We start from the raw sequence: 17,047 nt of genomic DNA, 5'->3' as shown, positions 1-17,047 counted from the left end.
TATCCACAAAATCTGTGCACAACCTGTGCATAACCCGGTGTTTCCGAGAGAAAAATCCTTTGTCTTCCGGAAAAACAGTATGGTTGCTTAGACAGTAGGCAGTATGACGGAAGTCTGGAGTCCGGCTTCCTGGAGCGCGGTGGCCAAGTCAATCAGATCTGTGGTCACCGCCGGCGCCGGATCTGCATCCCCGAAATTGTCGGCGGAGTAGAGGTAAGTCCATCGGGCCAGGGATTCGGCCGGGAAGGCGAGGGCCTGGAAAAGCATCGTTGTTCCGCCATCGAGCCAGCCGCATTCGACCTTGAGTTCGTCCGACCAGTCGTGCTGGAAGGCTTCGCGGAAAACGGCGCGGCCGGAGGTGGCCAGCTCCGGATCGAGGCCCGCCTGCAGCGCGGCCTTTTCCCATCGGTCCCAGGGGTAATCGCCGGGAACGCTGCCGAAGACCGGCGCGGTCAGAACAGCGTCCCGCAAGCGGACCATATCGATTCCGTTGATGTTGGCGATGATGGGCAGCATGGGCGTAGACCGTGGAAATAGGACGTCTGATTTTAGCCGACCTCTGGTCAATTTTGGGGGCTAGAAATGTCGCGATTCGCGACTAGCCTTGCGTGGTCGATGTCGCGTTTTGCGACAAACAGCCATCAGGAGACCAACGATGAAGGGATTTGAGTTTCGGGGGGCCCTCGAGGAAGCGGGTATTACCCAAAAGGAGTTTGCCGACGAGATGGGCGTGCATCGCACCGTTATCGGCCGCCAGATCGCAGCCAAGCAGGTCGACCCGCATTGGGTCTATGCCCTCGCCGGCTTGCTTGCGCTGCGAACGGCAAAGACGCTGACTGTACTGGTCTCGCCCTGATTACTGCCATTGATCGCGTAACGGGCGCCGGTTTAGCACGTAGCCGTGCTCCGAGCGGACGGGGAAGATGAATACTCCTTTTGACGACGTGAGGTAGTAGCGATGAAATCCAAGGTATTGGCGGCTCTGCTGTTGGCGATCGGTGCCGGCGGCGCGATTGCGCAAATGGGGGGGCCGGCCGGCGGCCCGCCCCCGGAGGCGTTCCAGGCCTGCGCCGGAAAGGGGGCTGGCACTCCGTGTTCGATGATCGGTTTTCGTGGCGAGCAGATGAACGGCAGTTGCGATCAACCGCCGGGCCCGCCGGCGACAGCCGGCGATCAGAAGTCGGCGCCACAACTTGCCTGCCGGCCGGCAAACATGCCTCCGCCACCGGGTGGCCAACGACCGCCGCCGCGACAGTAAGCCACCAGCAGCAAATCGTACCCCCGCCCTTGGTAACGAGGCGCGGGGGTAATTTTTTGGAAGATCGCCAAACCACCTTTCTCTGGTCAGGACCTCTTCGGTTCAGGATGTGACGGCAAGCGAAGGAGAGACAGACCGACGCAAACCCCCTTGAAAACAGGCAAAAATCGGTACAATTGAATTAGTGCAACTAACAGTCAGGCCCGCCCCCAATGAACCCCGTCACCGCTCAACCGCCTTCCCACTCAAGGGGCCTCTTCGATAATTTATCGGCCTGGCTTATCGAACCTATTCCTACCTTTTCTGCCTGGGTGATGACCCATCCGGTGGAGGACTCGACGAGAGAGGTGAAAGAGTTTATGTGGGGGAAATGGTGTAGATGGCTTAAATCTGAGTCTATCTCTCTCGATGTGGTCGAATCCGAGCACCTGGCTAAGTTTTTCGAGAGAGAAAAGATCGAGAAAGCTCACCGCCAGCGTTATCTGAGACTGGTTGAGCTGGTCTATATCCATCTCAACTTGCTTGGACTCTCTATGGAAAACCCGGGCACACAAGCCGGTTACGAGCGTCTTGGGAAAGGCGAGAATGATCCGACGGTATTTCTCTCGAAAGATGAAAAAGAAAGAGTAGAAAAGATCATTCAGGAATGGCTGAGTGGTCATGTCGGGAGCCAGGTGGCCAGTGGTGAAGAGAGTGAAAAAAAGAAAAGGAAGGGGAGAAAGAAACAGGATTGGGTGCGTGTGAGAGACGCAAGCGTTTGTTCGGCGATGATAGGTGGAGGTGCGACGGTGTTGGCGTTGGAGCGCTTGACTGTTAGTTGCACTAATTGCCTTGAGGGGAGAATTTCCCTACCAAGAAAAGGTGGGGCTGACTATGAAGCGCTTCTACTGCCGATCGGGCAGACGGCCCTTGAGGTCTGGCTGCGCCGCCGGCGGGAACTGGGGGCGGGGATTGGCGACTGGATGTTCCCGGCCGACCAGAGCGCCCGGAAAAACCCCTCGACCTTGACCGACACCGCCGGCATGCATGCCTCGACCATCTTCCGTGCCGTCCGCGGCCTGCTGAAGGAGGCCGGTATCACCGGCGCCCGGGCCTGCGGCCAGACGCTGCGCAACACCTATGGCGCCACGCTGATCGATCTCGGCTTTACCGATGACGAGGTGGCCAGCTACATGGGGTTCTTTGATCCACTCTCGGCGCTGCGCCTGCGGGCGTCGTGGACGCGGGCCCGGGGGGTGGGGGTAGTCGATGATTTCCCGACCGAATAGGCCGATTTAGCTCCGAGAAAGCACAAACGCCGGTCTCTATCATTCAAGGACGCCCAACGCATCCGGATGAAAGGACGTGCTTGTGATCTCCATCTCCCAGAAACACGCTTTGCCGGCGTGCGAGCTGCGGTGGTGATTCAACTCGGCCTCACCCATCCTAGCCGTTCGTCGCAACGTTTGAACAACCGCTCAGGAGCCCCTACGTGCGTCTCATCCTTGCCCTATTTCTGCCTTGGCTGACCTTCTTCACGATCGGTCGGCCCTTCGCCGGCATCGCCTGCATCATTCTTCAATTCACCCTGATCGGCTGGCTTCCCGCGACCATCTGGGCCGTCTATGCGCTTGGTCAATACAAGACTGACGCCAAGATCGAAAAAGCCCTGCAGGAGCGTCGTAAATGAACCTCGCAAAAGTGAGACCGGCCGTCTGGATTCCCGTTTGCTTGGCCCTGGTCGCCGCTCCAGCAATTGGCGGTGAATCCTTCTGGACCAACCCATTGGCTGCTCTGCTGATGAAGAAGGACGCTTCCGAATTTGCCGGGAAAATGGCGGCAAGCATCCGCAATCGCTCCGACTGCATGCGTTTCAAGGATGAAATCCTGCGCCAAGGAAAAGGTAGCCCGTACGAGGGCAAAACCATGTATGCCATAAACAAAGCAAAAGCCGACGCCCGCGCCGTCGGTTGTACGACAGACTGAACCCCATTCACCCAAGAGCCAATCATGAGTCTTTTCGCAGCATTCAAAGGCTGGTTCGGCGAATCAGCGGTTTCGTTTGCCACGTGGCTGTCTCTGGATTCCGAGGTGTATTTCCCGGTCAACAATGTGACGATCGGAACGAGCAACGGTACCACCCAGATCGACCACATCATCGTCTCGCGCTACGGCATCTTTGTCATCGAGACGAAGAACATGGACGGCTGGATCTTCGGCGGAGAGAAACAAGCCCAGTGGACGCAATCAATCTACGGCAAGAAATTCCGCTTCCAAAATCCGCTGCATCAGAACTATCGCCATACCAAGGCGCTGGAAGAGTTTCTCGGACTCTCGTCCTCGTACTTCCATTCCGTGGTCTGCTTCGTGGGCGACTCCTGCAAGTTTAAGACCGAGTTCCCGTCCAACGTCATTTGCGGAGGGCCACTCCGCTACATCGATTCGAAGACGGAAGTGCTGTTGTCAGACGACCAGGTAGCTAACATTGTCGAAGCCATCCAGTCCGGAATGCGACCGAAGGGATTCCTTGGATTAACGACGGCGGAGACAAAACGCGAACACTTGGCCTCGTTAAAGGAGCGGCACGAAAGCACAACGACGTGCCCGAAGTGCAGTTCGGATCTTGTCCTGCGAACCGGAAAACGTGGTGAGCGAGCCGGCAAGAAATTCTACGGCTGCTCGACATTCCCGGCATGCCGATACATGCGTGACGTGGATCCAGCATGACGATCCAGTCCGTCCGATATCTCCCCGAGGACAAGGCAAGGGACTTCGAACCTGGGCCTGGCCACGTGCTGATTTCCATCACTGAGCCGGGCAGGGCGGCCACACTTCGACCCGGCTGGCGGAAAATTATCCGAGCCCGGTTCGTCGATACCGAATACGACGAACGCTCTCTCGCGTTCGCCGGAATTGACTGGTGGATTTCGAGCGGGGCAATCAGCCCGATACAGGCCTGCGCGCTGCGCGCCGACATCAGCGCCCTGGCGGCAGTGTCCGACCAGCTGGATATGGTCGTTCATTGCCACGCCGGCCAGAGCCGCTCGGCGGCCGTTGCTCACTTTGTCGCCGACGTCTATGGCGCTGCGCTCCCGCAAGGGCGATCGCCCAAGGCCAACAAAACCGTTCTGGCCCTTTTGCACGATCCCTGGTGTCTGATTTCGGAAGCGGATTACGAGCGCGTGATGTTTTCTTTCTGGCAACGGCTCGGGCGCTCTATCCGTCGGGCGCTTGGACGTAAAAACGCAGGCATTTGAGCGTTTCAACGCGCTCGGGGCTATCATTCCATCCGACTAAACGACAGTTCCGCCCAAATTAATGAGCCTCAACCTCACGACTATCGCCGGCGACAGCCGATTCTCGCTCGTACGCCTTATCCTGGTGGATTCCTACACGGAGGGGCGGATTACCGAATTGCCGCTGCAGGGTGGTACCGCGATCACTGGCCGAAACGGGCGGGGCAAGACATCCCTGTTGCAGTTGATACCTGCTTTCTACGGCGAGCGGCCTGATCGCATCGTGCGGCCGGTCAGCAACAAGAAAAGCTTCGCTCGCTACTATCTCCCACGGTCCACATCCTTCGTCATTTTTGAGTACCGTCGCGACGACGTATTCTGCTGTGCCATCCTGTTTGCGGATGAATCCGGCGAGGCCGTCCACTACAGGTTCATGCGCAGCGCCTACCGGCGAGATCTATTCGTCCTCGAGGACGAACGGTCGCTAGTAATGAGTGCAGGACTTCCGGAACGGATGAAGATCAAGGGTGTGACCGTATCCCGGAAAATGCCGCTCGACGAATACCGCGCGGTCATCCAAGGGAAGATGGGGCACGGCTCCGATCGAGCCAAACAGCGCCAGCTGATCGCCGATTTCAGTTTCTGCCCGACCAGCCATCCTTTGCCGCACATCGAGCGGATCGTCTCGGGCATGTTTCAACGCAAGACCAACTTCAACGACCTGCAGCGCATGGTTGTCACCTCGTTGCCTGGGGGCGGGAACCAGATCGCCCTGGGGGCGGAACGCAAGAAAATCGAGGCCTGGCCCGATGTCTATGACAGCTACACCGCGGTGATGGCCGATGCTGCCCGGATGGAAAACGTCCAAGGTGCATACGAGGCGGTACTGGCGGCCGAGCAGGAACTGCGGTGCATTCACGCGCGTTTCGTATTGCTGGACAGTCATCTAGCAGATCAGCACAGCCAGACCAAATCGGCACATGGGCAGGCCGTTGCCGCCCTTACCGAGGCGGAACAGGCCCACGATTCGGCACTACGAGCACTACAGGAAACGATTCAGGCGCTGGACCGTGACATCCGCTTCACTCAGGAGGAACTTGAGCGGCTGAAGCGGGAAAAGACCGAATTCGAACACCAGAATGTCCAGGCAAAAGCTGACCTGCTGGAAAGAGAAGAGCAAATCCAGCAAACCAAAGCGCAGCTGGAAGCGCGCAGGACAATCCTGATCGGCCAGCAGGCCGATATCGACCGTCAGTATCAAGAATTGCTCAACACGCTGGAGCGCGACCATCTGAGGCGAATGCCTAGCTTCAACGACCAACGGTCTAGACTGAATGATGGCTTCCGGAACCGCTGCCAGGCGCTTGATGCGGACCGAGAGCGGGATCAAGCGAACGCAAGACTGGCAGCGAAGCCGGCCATCGATGCCGCGCAGGAACTGGTCGACCACGCGAATCAGGCGATCGGAGCCACGAAGGCCAACCTCGCCAACCCACAACCCGATCCGGCGCTCGTTGAGGAACAGGACCGCCAGGCGAGCAAGGTCACCGCGGCGAGGAGCAAGTGGCAGGAGTCGGTCGACGCTCAACGTGCGGCGCAACAGCAATACGATGAGGCAAAGGCTGCCTATGGCCTGGCAGAGCGGCAGTTAGCCAATCTCGTTAGCGAATCCGAGCGCTTGGATCTTGAATTGAAGCAGCTCCGGGTGCGTGCCACCCCCGGCGAGTCCAGCGTTCTGTACGCTTTGCGCCTGAACAGGCCGGACTGGACCCAAGACATCGCCAAGGTGATCAGGGAGGACCTGCTGGTCCGCACTGACCTTTCGCCCGTGGTCAGGGAAATTCAGGAAGGGATTTACGGCCTGCAGTTGGATCTCGACCGCCTCGATGCGCCACTGGCCGCAGATGAAGTAGCGTTGCGCCGTGAGATCGAAACACGGGAGGAGGCGTTACAGGCATTGGCCCGCCGGATTGAAGATCAACGGATCTCGCTGGAACAGGCCGGCGAGCGGCGCCAACGAGCGAACGAAAACGCCGAGGTAAAGGGGCGCGAACAAGCCAACGCGAGAACCGCACTGGCGTCAGCCGAAACGCTGGAGAAGAGCGCCCGGCAGGCGGTAAAGCACAGCCGCGACAATGCGAAGACAAAAGCTGAAGCCGCACACTCAGAAGCGCAGCGCCACGCGCGCGAAGCCCGGGGCTTGCTCGAGCAAAAGAATCGCGACCTCGAACAAGCGCTTGCCGCATGCATGGCCGCCCATACGCAGGCCACGGCCGCCGCAAAGATCGCCCTTGATCAGGAGTTGGCAGAGGTCAAACGAAAAGAAGGCGAGGCCAAGGGCGAGTACCAACGTCAATGTCAGACGATCAATCAGGAACGGGCCGACAAGCTCAAAAGTACGGGCGTCGACACAGAGGCATTGCAAGAGCTTGAGCGGCAAATTTCGGTGGCCGGCCAAGAACTGGAAACGATCGCCGGCGCCCGGAACCTTGTCGCTCAGTGGCGCCTATGGCTGTCGTCGCAATGGTCGCGATTGCCCGGACTTGAAGCCACGCTGGCGCAAAGCCGGAACACGCGAAAAGTGAAGGATGACGAACGTCAGGCCAGCGAGCGGACGTGGAAAACCGTCAAGGCTGCCAAGGTAGAAGCGATTGGTAGCCTTTCGTCCAAATTGACCAACATCGCGGCGGAAAGAGAACGCGTCGAATCGCGCCGGCGAACCCTGGAAGGGCATGAGCCGGATGGCGATACCTTGGGCCAGGACTACGATCCCGCGTGGAACTTCAACGCTTTGGTCTCCCAGGCAAACGCTCAACTGCGCGTTGCCAAGGAACAGGATGCCAAGCTCGCGGACGACATTCGGGCAATAAAGGCAAACTTCGTATCCCGGCGCGGCACGCCGCCTGAGCATTTCTACGACACCCATCGTCAGCAGATGGGTCCGGACAAAGCGGAACACGCCAGAGAGTGGGTGCCGGTCTTCAAGGCCTGGTATTCGACCGAGCATGAAACCTACCGGAATCTACTCCGCGTTGAAGCCAGAACCATCGCCGAGGCAGTAGGAGACTTTCACGGGCGAATGTCGCGTTTTCACCGTGACGTCGCCTTGTTCAATCGCTCCCTCCAGGACAGCCTGAACGCCAATCTCGGTTTTGAGAGCATCTCAAGCGTCAGCGTGGAAATCGTGTCGTCAATTCGAGAACTCGATTACTGGTCGACCATCGAAAAAGTGGCCGATTCCCGGGTCGTGTGGATGGGAGACTCGTCGACCATGCCGCCCCCAGAGTTTGCCGCTTCGTTGCGGGAGTTGCTGGAGCATTGGCAAATCAAGGAAGGTATCCGTGCAGAATTGACCAACCTCATCCGGATCCAGGGCGAGGTTGTAGAAAACGGTACTCGGCGCCCATTCAAGAAGGCCGAGGATCTTGAAACGATTTCGTCGCATGGCCTTTCGTACATCGTGCTAGTCCTGATCTTTATTGGCTTCATCAATCGCGTCCGTGGCCCTGCACCGGTCAACGTAGTCTGGGCACTCGACGAAATTAAGGATCTCGACGTCGGCAATGTCGAGTTGCTGATGGATATCCTGGCCAGGAACAACATCACCTTGGTATCAGCCTGCCCAGACCCCGATCCGGACGTCCTGGCGCTGTTCAAGAACCGCTGCTCAATTCGGGCTGATCGTTGCATCTACGACACCGCCGGCGCCGCAGTCGAGGCCGAGGATAGCTCTTTGGGTGAGGAAGAAGCCTATGTTTGAACAAGCGATGAGCCTGCTGCTATCGGGGGAGTTTATCTGCCCGATTCGTTACCCCGATGCTTACCGCTACCTCTCGGAAGAAGCACACCAGAAGGACGTAACCGCCTATCTGGCGAGAATCGGACGGAAACTCTCGGTGACCGGACTTGGGGGCGGCTGGTATATGTCCTTCGACCAGATCGGTCAGGATCAGCGCCGTTCCGTTCGCGATGAGTTCTCCCGGATCAAACTCGACCTACGGTTTCTGGTGGAATTCTTTGTCAAAGCGATGCGCGCCTCGGAGCGCGAAGAGTTCTATTCGCGTGGCGACAAGATCGAGGCGCATGCACTGATGGCCGCCATTGATAGCAATCCAGGGCTTCGGGCGGAATTTCAGGCGTTGGCGACCGTCGGCAGGGGTTCCGGCGCTGACGGCAAGCTCAAATCCAACCTTGATCGACAACTGAAATACCTGCGGGACGAGGGTTACCTTGTCCTCTCCAATCCGGAGCGTGAAATTTATCAGGTCACCGGAAAGATCGAATATCTCTACGAAGTCGTGCAGTTCCTGATGGGCATCGACGGCATTGCCGATGATGTCGACGAGGAAGGCCCGACTACACCGCAGATGTTCTAAGCCATGGCGACCAAGACAGACCTCGTAGAAAACCACCTGGTCAAACTTTTCCGTCACAAGGAACTGCTGGCCGCAGCGTACCACCGCGGCGTGGTCAGCAAAGCCGACGACAAATTTGACGGACGCGGGCTGTACGAATTGCACCAGGCTCGCGCTCTTGTTCCGTACGCCAACGAGACTTACCGTCTGGCCTCGTCGCTCGCTCGCCATCTCGACGAAATCCTGCAGACCGAACATCTCTATGCGGCAGTGGGCGCGGATGTTGGTGATTTGGCCGCGCGTCTTCCGCTATTGTCGGATGCCGTGGCCAAGGCCGCGATCGAAGGCAGGAATGAAGATGCCGACGAATATATCGACCAGTTCGACCGCGCAGTTTTTGAGCTGGCTGACAGCATTTCCGGAGCCTTGCAGTTCCTGCGCATCCTTGCGGACAACAAGTTTGCCAACGTGGCCACCTACGCCGAGAAGAAGCGCCAAAACGAGTTCTATCTCGAGCGCGTCAGAAAAATCAGCGATGCACTTGTTGCCATCCAGACCAGCGGCCTGATCGAATCCCTGGAATCCTCTCCAGAAGGCGAGCGCCTGTTGCTCTCCTACCGGTCCCAGATCGCCGATCACTTGCCCGAGTGGCGAGCGAACCTTCTGGACATCACCGCGATTCTTCGGGAGTACCTGTTCCGGACTCGCCAGATCGAGGCAGCAGCGCGTCGCTTTCGTGCCTTCGCGCTGTTTCTCAAGCGAACGCCGGAGTATGTCCCGCCGGACATTGACACTTTGGCGGATCTTCCGGATTGGGCCTGCCGAGCGCCCGGCTTTTCGCTTCGCAGCCGGGCATCCGTCCATGATCCAGCACTGGACGATCCCTTGCTGGAAATCGCCAAGTTGATTCCGGCAGCCAAACCGATCACTGTAGTAGTGCCCAAGGCCGGAACGCTGAAAGACGATCCTCCTGCCGCCCCCGGCGAGGAGACCGGCAAACCAAAACCATGGCAAGAGGCCATTCATAGCTTGATCACCACGGTCGGCACACAACCCGTTTCCGCTATGTCATGGAAGCTGCGAACTCCATCGCTCTCAGACCTGCCGAACGACATCTGGCTACTGTGCCTGCTGCATGAGGAATCCCTGCGCCGCCGGCGAACAGAAGGCATTCGATTTGAGCAGATTCTTGAAGCGGCCGAACCGCTTTCCGGAATGCTGAAAGTTCGAGACATCCTGGTGTCGAGAATCGACCAATGATGACCAAGCAACTGGCCCAGAGCCTTCTCCGCGTTGTACAGAGTCCGGAAGATAAGGAAGCCTTCGGCGCCTCGAAGATCTTGAGTGACTTCGTTCGGGAAAGCGGCATTGGCATAGTGCGCGGCTCCCAGATTCTTTTCACGGCTGCCCAGAAGGAACGTGTCCGTGCGTGGCTCCGAGCTGACAACATTGATCCGTTAGCGCCTCCCGACGCATGGGATGGCATCGGGCGCAGTGCGGCTCTGAATCTCGGCCCCGACGAAAAATGGGCGCAGAGTCCAGTACGCGCAAATCGCATTGCCTTCAAGACTCTTTATGGAAAGGCGCTGTTCGTTGATGGACGGCCGACGTTTTTGCCTCGACGGGCAAATCTTGAGTGGCTTGTCGAAGAGGCTGCAGGCAGCCTCAACCACGATTCGGTGATTGTCGTTGAGAATTGGGAGACCTTCGACCGCGTTGATGATCTGCAGGTCGATTTTGCCCGCGCTGGCCCGAATCCGCTTGTTGTGTGGCGCGGAGGCGGGCAGCGCTCAAGCACCGGAGCGGCAACGTGTTTCTTGGAGATGTTCGGGCGACCGGTCTGGTCTGCCCCAGACTATGACCCGGAAGGACTGGCAATTGCCTCTCGTCTGCCACACTTGGCGGGAGTACTGGCCCCACCTCTTGAAGTGCTACGGACACTCCTGCAGGAGTCGAAGTTGTCCGATCGTTACCGTCAGCAGTTGCCTGGCGCCATTCCGACATTGGAAGCTGCCGCACATCCGGATATCGTTGAGTTGTGGGCATTGGTTCGCCAAAGTGGCAAGGCACTACCTCAGGAAAAGCTTTGCCCAGCAGAGTGAAGATGCGTTGCGCCCCTCGGAAATTGGCAGTAGCATTCCAACCACGGTAGCTGGCGTTACCGACACACAAGCCAGCCAATGATCAATCGCCCTGCAACGGGGCACAGGTTTCGCGATCCGACCTAATTCCAGAAGGCCTTTGTCCAAAGCGGTCACCGTTTCGGAGAAAGTCGTTTGTCGCCGATCGCGAACCGATCCAAAAGTTTGTCTGGTGGAATTGATCCGCCGCAACAGTCGCTGACAGCCTGGGCATTTCGCCGAAGTCAGCATTCAAATCTCGGGCCGAAAGGCTCTCAACCCACGCGGGGCATTATCCCGGTGGGGATGGTGCATCCGCAATTCATCAAGGAGCACCATCATGAAAAAGCTGATCGACGTCATTCGTTCTATCGTTCTGGCCATGCCTACGAAAGTGCAGCTGACCCATACCGATCGTTACATCGACAACTCGCTTGTCGTCGTGGCGGCCTTCGGACTGGCTGCGGCCTACGTCATGACCCCCGATGGAAAAGTGACAACCGCTTGGCAAAAGGGCGACCTTACCGTTGCCCGTCGCTTCGGTTATGGCATGCACGAAACCCAGTTCGGTCGCTGGATTCGTGACGCCGGTTCTGACGAGTTGCTCTGCGTCCGTGATGCGGAAGCGGGCAGTTCCGTGCCCAATCTGTCCCTGATCAATGCCATCCAGCGTGAGTTGGATCGGCGTATCGGGTACCGGATTGCTGCGTAGGGGCTATCCATGACCACAAAGGCTGAACGCGAGCCGCTACTGCAAGGCCAGGACCTGATCACCAATGCCGTCATCAGCTATCTGCTGGCGCGAGGGTGGTCTGGCGATCGCATCTTGAAAAATGTGGCTCAGAATGTGTATTCGCCCAACCGTGCCCTAGTACGCGTCGAACTCGACTCGGAAAATCAGCAATACTGGGTCACCGGCGAATACGTCAGCATGGGTGAAAATGTTTTGAGCGGATGTTTCGCCTGTATCAAGGCGACAAGCTCGCTGGAGGAGATTGGTGCCGGGATGGAGCGCTTCCTCCAAGAAGCCGAAACCCGCATCGGTCAAAGTTTTGCCGTGCGTTTCCTCGGCGATAAACCGAAAGGCACGTCCGCAAGGATGTGAATCCCATGAAAAATGCCCCGTGCCCAGATAATTTCTGGCCGGGGCATTTTTTTCGTCCGTACGACCGGCGCGTCCTACTTCACTACGCGCAGCGCCGGCGTCTTCGATTGCCGGAAAAAGGCAAACAGCCGGGCGACAAGGCCACCACCAATGGAGCGCCCGCCGGGCAGCCGGCCGCCTTCATGGGCAGACAGGTGGCCATGAACCTTCACACCTTGGGCCTGGCGCTGCAGCTTTGCTTGGATTACTTGGCTTTCCCACATGATCTGATCTCCTTCTATTTGCCCTTTTATCAGAAGGAAGCGGCACTGCAAGGGGGTAATTTTCGGCCGACGATGACAAAACCACCACCCTGTCGACCGCTTTAGACACGCGACGTCCGAACGCCATGACCGAACAATGACAACTGCGTTGGTCAGGATCGACCAGCGGTCCGGTCATCCAGTTCATGAGGGCAACAATGTCTTATCCAATCCGCAATGCATTCGCCGGCGCCGTATCGGCGTTCATCGTCATGATGGCCCCGGCATCGGCCGAGGCCGCCTTCCCGGCTGACAAGCTGGTCGCGCAGGGGGACCTTCTCGGGCTATGCAACCGCTTCGCCGACAGGATCGACCAGAACATGTGCCAGTTGCGTGTCAGCGGCACACTGCACGGCCGCCGGGTGCCGCAACCCTCAACCATCGTGCCGGCCCAGCGCAGCAGCATGCCTCAGACGCGCTCCGGGGTGCTGTTCAATGAGGACGTCAATCGCCTGGTGGTTCATGTCAGCGAGGATCATGGCTTTCGCACCACGGTCCGCCTATCCAGTGGCGAAAGTTGCTCTGCATGGGCAGCTGATCCATACCTGACCCTCTCGGCTATCGACGACGTGCGGGCCATCGAGACCTTCCTGCGGGTCTACCTCGATGTTTCCAATGAGCCGCCAGCGACCAAGGTTGCCTTCATTGCCGATGCATTGAAGCCCGCCGTCTCATTCGAGAGCACCGGCGTTCGGGCCATCTACATTCGTGATCGCGCTGCTGATGCTGCCATTTGGGCAGCCTGTAGCGGTAACCAGTCGGACACCCTGGCCAAGGCATCCAATGCCTTCTTCGCTTCCATTGTCGGCGCAGCACGCCACTACTGAAAAGGCCCGGGCATGGTTTCAGAATGGATCAAATTCGGCTTGAAATGGGGCGTGTTGGCGCTACTTGGCTACGTGCTGCTCGTCCATGTTCGGCCGGTGTATTGGGAAGCGTGGAAGGCCAAAAAGGCCGCAGACACGGTTGCCATGCAGAGTGGCGGGAAAACGAAAACCGAAGTCCGCGATGATTATCTGGCGGGCTTACAGTCAGTCGGGGTGAAGAGTATCCGTGTCGAAAACATTGACGTCTCGCGGAACGGAAATCAGTGGGACGTCGGTGCCGAGTATGCGATCAAACGGAAACTGAACGACAAACTGACCCTGAGCTTCGATTTCTCGATTGCCTCCGATCGGAAATCATTCTGGGCCGACCAAGCCACCAGCCAATAGCGCCTGCAGCATTTCTACCAAGGGACATGGCGATTTAGTTCAGCGTCGTGGCGGCCGTAGCTTTTTATCATGGATGCTTCTCCAACCTCACGAAAGGATTGTCCATGAAGAAGCTCGTATTGGTCGCTATGCTGGCGACCGCCTTTGGTGCCGGTACCGCACTTGCAGAGTCCGGCGACGACAAACAAACCTCCCTGGACAAGGAAAGCGCGCCAAAGCCGGTCTGGGAAACCGACGAGAACCTGAAAAAACAGATGAAGAGCGGCAAGTTCTCTACCTGCACGCCCGACCCGTTCACGCTTTGCTCGCACCCGCGGCCAGGAAAGAAAGACCCGATGCGCAAGTGTTGGGATGAAGTTTGCGGCTAGCACTCTGGGGGGGCCAAGTAGCCCCCCGCAATTCCACTGAAAACCACCGTGTCGTCACTCAATGACCGAATTGCCCGAGAGCAGATAGTTCGGGCAGCAGAACTTGCTGCGCTTTGGATCGCTTTCTGCATGCGAAGCAAGCAGGTAATGACGGCCCACCTCCTTGCTGCTGTGGCCGGCAATCCACAACATGCGGAAGCGATGGGTCTGATTGGCGGCAACCTCGAAGACCTTGCCCGCGAAATTCGGACCTTCCTCGATGAGCGGACCCCAAAATTCTCCCACGCGGCCCTTCCAGAACAGACTCGCGGCCTGGTCAAGGCAACGCGCAGGATGATTGGCGGCGAATCATTTCCGTCAGTGCTTGCAACCGACGTTCGGTATCAATATCTTCAGTACCTTCTGCGGAAAACGGGCTTCGCCGCCTGCCTGCCTGCACCCTCGTATTCAATCAAGCAACACGCTGCTCGACTGATCGGCCGTTCTGCGACAGTGACTTAGATCTGTGTGCCCGAACTCGTTGCAACACCAACGGGTTTCCGACCAGAAATTCTAGAAGGCGGTAGGGCGAAATCAGGTGGCGCAACACAAGTCGCCCACGCCGCCCCCGCGGAATAGCGATCATCGGAAGAGCCCCCATTTGGACCAGGCGCCGCCAAGATACGTCTGGAGCCCAATCGCGGTACAGATCGACGATATTGAACCGCTTCTGCTCTACCAACCGGCGCTTGTAGGCCCGCAGACCTGCTACCTCGGCACGGTGTCTCGCCAATACATCTTCCTGACTGAGAATTAGCGGTACTGACGCCTCAACGGACATTGCAAGGGCACGCTCGTGGTCGTAGTTGTAGCCGGCGAGCCCAAGCCTCTCCCGGTAAGCTGTGCGCCTCAATATTTCATCGATCCGCCCCAGTTGGCCCTTGGCGACCGACAGCAACCCATACCTGAGGTAAAAGCGATACTCGATGCCCGCGAGGTGGTGCCCTTCGATCAACATGGGCTTGCGTGCATAAGGACCGTGCCACTCATCAACAAGGCGATCCAACTCGAATTCGAAAAACATCGCGGCGCCTTCCGGATCTACCGTGAAGATGTCTGCCGTATTCACGTCCATCACGGTACGTTGCTCGCCGCGGGTCTTGATCGTCCGGGTGCCGACGCAGCCGCCCCCATCGAAGCCGGCGAATGCCTCGGCCATGACATCGCGCAAGCCGGTGTATTGCCAGTCTTCCGACTGGTTCCAGGAAGACCCGACATGAATGAAACGGGCAGCAGGAATCGGCACTTTGGGGAATTCGGCCACGTCCGGTACCGGATAGCGCGCCCCACGTTCGATATCCCTGTAGTGCTTCAGGGCCGTGAAAGGGTAGGCAAACCCTTGGAGGCTCCAGTGGGCAGAAATTCCCAGAAGGCTTTCCATATTGATGATCTGGAAGCGCGGAGCAATGCCAAGTCGCTTTGCGGCTTCGCGCTCCTCGATATCGATAGTCAGCGCATATTTGAGCAGGTCCTGCAGTTGTTCAGGGGAATACCCGTCGACCGCAAACCGGATGTATCCGTTTTCGTCGATCGTTCGTCCCACCCACGTCCGGCGGGACAGATCGTAGTAGGTGTTCTTCAGGTAGCTGCGGAACTTTGCCAGCGGCCGCATGTAGGCATGCCTCGGCTCGGTCACCATCTGATCCATCGAGCGATCATCTTGGACTTGGAGGCAGGTCCAGCAGCCGAAGCGCGACTGGCAAGGCTTCGATGCTTTCGCATTGGCGTCATCGGAACTGAGCAATACACATTCACCCATTGCGTCTCTGTAGGTTTCGATGACGTCGGCCATATCGCTGTAGGTCTTCTCGATTCCGTTGCTGCACAAACCGAGGTAATCGAAAACGTCGTCCCAGCTCCAGTCGATGATCGGGGCTAGGGCGACATTGCCGTCCGAATTAGTTTGTACCACCTGCGTGGCCGACTCGCGGCGGAGGGCGAGATTCCCAGCCCTAACCGAACTTTCGCTTTTGCGCACACCGGTCACAGAAATAACGAATTGTCCGGCGGCAATGTTGTTGCTACCGAGCAGCTGCTTGCGTAACCGTGAGAGAGGCGATGACTTCCAGTCGCTCGTGCAATCTCGTTTGCCTCCGAACATGCTGGGCAGCGCCCGTCCACCAATCACGGCAACGGCGAACTGGGAGGCCAGATGAGGCGTGGCTACATGCGTGGTCCCCGGCAGCTTGTAGCGAGCAATCCACGCATTGACCTTGGCCGTCTCACGCTCCGCGAGAGCTTTTATTGATGGATTTTCGACGATGGTGTCAGCGGAAAGAACCACAAACGGTTGGACTATCCGTTGTTCTTTCACCAGTTCTGCAGCCGCAGCCATCGCCAAGCCCAAAGTTGTCGAGCTATCCTTGCCATACGACACAGAAAACGATGTGCGGTAGGTGGTCATGATCCACTTCAGAACCGCCTTCGCCTTGGCGATCTTCTCTCCGATCTCCTTCTCCGGCATGGATCGAATCTCGTCCGGTGCGTCGGCAAGCTCCATAGGTTCGAACGCAGGTTTCTCGGATGGACTATTGAATACCATCGGGATGGCTTGCGGAAACAGGTCAAGCTGCGGAGAGGCGGGAGGGCGCTTTGGGTTCATAGCTCGACGATACCGAGCATCAGCCTGGTTTCTAGCCCCCAATCAATAGCTTACCGATCAGGAACTCTTGCCATGATTCATCGGATGGCTTACGATTCTGAAACGGTAGCTGGCGTTACCGACACATAAGCCAGCAGCACATACGCAGTCTCTGCGCCGGTACGATCCGGACCATTTCCCCCTGTTTTCCCCAAGATACCTGTCCAGAGCTTGATGTTCCGGAGAGGATTCTTGTATTTCTTCGCGTCAGCGAGAAACGGTAGCTGGTCATTACCGGGCATTGCGCCAAAACCAGCATGAGCCACTTCTGGCTGAAAACCCTTTCGATCAGAAGGAACTGGCTCGCCGCATGTCGCGGCAACAACTGCAGGCCTGCAAAGGCTGCGCAATTCAACCCCCGCCGGGAAACCTTTTCCCGGGAGGGATGGGTGTTTCCGGCAATTCTGGATTTCCATCAAGGAGAACACCC

Annotated in this window: 21 protein-coding genes; 16 read left to right on the top strand and 5 right to left on the bottom strand. The window is 57.9% G+C overall.

Annotated elements, in window-relative coordinates; genetic code table 11:
- Positions 1-87: 87 nt before the first annotated feature.
- Positions 88-516, bottom strand: coding sequence for a hypothetical protein (locus tag AC07TV_RS19600; protein ID WP_494650060.1), 429 nt, complete (start codon positions 514-516; stop codon positions 88-90).
- Between the two features lie 139 nt (positions 517-655).
- Here AC07TV_RS19600 and AC07TV_RS19595 point away from each other — a divergent pair, with 139 nt between their 5' ends.
- The 13 genes from AC07TV_RS19595 to AC07TV_RS19535 all read left to right on the top strand — a co-directional run bounded on the left by AC07TV_RS19595 (position 656) and on the right by AC07TV_RS19535 (position 12,053).
- Complete coding sequence (locus tag AC07TV_RS19595; RefSeq protein ID WP_494650059.1) at positions 656-856, top strand: helix-turn-helix domain-containing protein; 201 nt, start codon at positions 656-658, stop codon at positions 854-856.
- A 102-nt stretch (positions 857-958) separates the two neighbouring features.
- Positions 959-1,258, top strand: coding sequence for a hypothetical protein (locus AC07TV_RS19590; protein WP_494650058.1), 300 nt, complete (start codon positions 959-961; stop codon positions 1,256-1,258).
- Between the two features lie 212 nt (positions 1,259-1,470).
- Complete coding sequence (locus AC07TV_RS19585) at positions 1,471-2,526, top strand: site-specific integrase (RefSeq protein ID WP_494650057.1); 1,056 nt, start codon at positions 1,471-1,473, stop codon at positions 2,524-2,526.
- Between the two features lie 203 nt (positions 2,527-2,729).
- A complete protein-coding gene (locus AC07TV_RS19580) occupies positions 2,730-2,927 on the top strand; it encodes a YqaE/Pmp3 family membrane protein (protein ID WP_494650056.1) in 198 nt (65 codons plus the stop codon).
- Positions 2,924-3,223, top strand: coding sequence for a hypothetical protein (locus tag AC07TV_RS19575; protein WP_494650055.1), 300 nt, complete (start codon positions 2,924-2,926; stop codon positions 3,221-3,223). The genes AC07TV_RS19580 and AC07TV_RS19575 overlap by 4 nt, the downstream gene beginning before the upstream one ends.
- Before the next feature lie 24 nt (positions 3,224-3,247).
- Positions 3,248-3,964: a nuclease-related domain-containing protein gene (locus AC07TV_RS19570; RefSeq protein WP_494650054.1), complete on the top strand. Its 717-nt coding sequence runs from the start codon at positions 3,248-3,250 to the stop codon at positions 3,962-3,964.
- The gene (locus tag AC07TV_RS19565) at positions 3,961-4,494 is read left to right on the top strand and encodes a hypothetical protein (RefSeq protein ID WP_494650053.1); all 534 of its coding nucleotides are present in this window, start codon (positions 3,961-3,963) and stop codon (positions 4,492-4,494) included. Before AC07TV_RS19570 ends, AC07TV_RS19565 begins: the two co-directional genes overlap by 4 nt.
- Positions 4,495-4,555: 61 nt before the next feature.
- Positions 4,556-8,233: an ATP-binding protein gene (locus tag AC07TV_RS19560; RefSeq protein ID WP_494650052.1), complete on the top strand. Its 3,678-nt coding sequence runs from the start codon at positions 4,556-4,558 to the stop codon at positions 8,231-8,233.
- Positions 8,226-8,849, top strand: a complete 624-nt coding sequence (locus tag AC07TV_RS19555; RefSeq protein ID WP_494650051.1) for a condensin complex protein MksE — start codon at positions 8,226-8,228, stop codon at positions 8,847-8,849. Before AC07TV_RS19560 ends, AC07TV_RS19555 begins: the two co-directional genes overlap by 8 nt.
- Before the next feature lie 3 nt (positions 8,850-8,852).
- On the top strand, positions 8,853-10,088 hold the full coding sequence (locus AC07TV_RS19550) for a hypothetical protein (protein ID WP_494650050.1): 1,236 nt from the start codon (positions 8,853-8,855) through the stop codon (positions 10,086-10,088).
- Complete coding sequence (locus tag AC07TV_RS19545; RefSeq protein ID WP_494650049.1) at positions 10,085-10,930, top strand: DUF7281 domain-containing protein; 846 nt, start codon at positions 10,085-10,087, stop codon at positions 10,928-10,930. Before AC07TV_RS19550 ends, AC07TV_RS19545 begins: the two co-directional genes overlap by 4 nt.
- A 358-nt stretch (positions 10,931-11,288) precedes the next feature.
- Complete coding sequence (locus tag AC07TV_RS19540) at positions 11,289-11,660, top strand: hypothetical protein (RefSeq protein ID WP_494650048.1); 372 nt, start codon at positions 11,289-11,291, stop codon at positions 11,658-11,660.
- Between the two features lie 9 nt (positions 11,661-11,669).
- On the top strand, positions 11,670-12,053 hold the full coding sequence (locus tag AC07TV_RS19535; protein ID WP_494650047.1) for a hypothetical protein: 384 nt from the start codon (positions 11,670-11,672) through the stop codon (positions 12,051-12,053).
- 74 nt (positions 12,054-12,127) lie between these two features.
- Here the strand turns inward: AC07TV_RS19535 and AC07TV_RS19530 are convergent, their stop codons facing one another.
- Positions 12,128-12,316 carry a hypothetical protein gene (locus AC07TV_RS19530; RefSeq protein ID WP_494650046.1) on the bottom strand — a complete coding sequence of 63 codons (189 nt, stop codon included), beginning with the start codon at positions 12,314-12,316 and terminating at the stop codon, positions 12,128-12,130.
- A 197-nt stretch (positions 12,317-12,513) separates the two neighbouring features.
- Between AC07TV_RS19530 and AC07TV_RS19525 the strand changes: the two genes are divergently transcribed.
- The 3 genes from AC07TV_RS19525 to AC07TV_RS19515 all read left to right on the top strand — a co-directional run bounded on the left by AC07TV_RS19525 (position 12,514) and on the right by AC07TV_RS19515 (position 13,937).
- The gene (locus tag AC07TV_RS19525) at positions 12,514-13,182 is read left to right on the top strand and encodes a hypothetical protein (protein ID WP_494650045.1); all 669 of its coding nucleotides are present in this window, start codon (positions 12,514-12,516) and stop codon (positions 13,180-13,182) included.
- A 12-nt stretch (positions 13,183-13,194) separates the two neighbouring features.
- Complete coding sequence (locus AC07TV_RS19520) at positions 13,195-13,569, top strand: DUF4845 domain-containing protein (RefSeq protein WP_494650044.1); 375 nt, start codon at positions 13,195-13,197, stop codon at positions 13,567-13,569.
- A gap of 104 nt (positions 13,570-13,673) precedes the next feature.
- Complete coding sequence (locus AC07TV_RS19515) at positions 13,674-13,937, top strand: hypothetical protein (protein ID WP_494650043.1); 264 nt, start codon at positions 13,674-13,676, stop codon at positions 13,935-13,937.
- Between the two features lie 54 nt (positions 13,938-13,991).
- Here the strand turns inward: AC07TV_RS19515 and AC07TV_RS19510 are convergent, their stop codons facing one another.
- The 3 genes from AC07TV_RS19510 to AC07TV_RS19500 form a co-directional block, all read right to left on the bottom strand.
- Positions 13,992-14,222 (bottom strand): hypothetical protein, encoded by a 231-nt coding sequence (locus AC07TV_RS19510; RefSeq protein WP_494650042.1) that lies wholly within the window; start codon positions 14,220-14,222, stop codon positions 13,992-13,994.
- A gap of 166 nt (positions 14,223-14,388) precedes the next feature.
- Positions 14,389-16,578, bottom strand: a complete 2,190-nt coding sequence (locus AC07TV_RS19505; RefSeq protein ID WP_494650041.1) for a phosphoadenosine phosphosulfate reductase domain-containing protein — start codon at positions 16,576-16,578, stop codon at positions 14,389-14,391.
- Between the two features lie 89 nt (positions 16,579-16,667).
- Entirely contained in the window at positions 16,668-17,036 is a 369-nt protein-coding gene (locus AC07TV_RS19500; RefSeq protein ID WP_494650040.1) for a hypothetical protein, read from the bottom strand.
- Positions 17,037-17,047: the final 11 nt, after the last annotated feature.

The organism is Azonexus sp. GW821-FHT04F04, from assembly GCF_059420025.1.
Note: the sequence above shows the minus strand (reverse complement) of the source record. Positions and strands in the feature narration are given on the sequence as shown.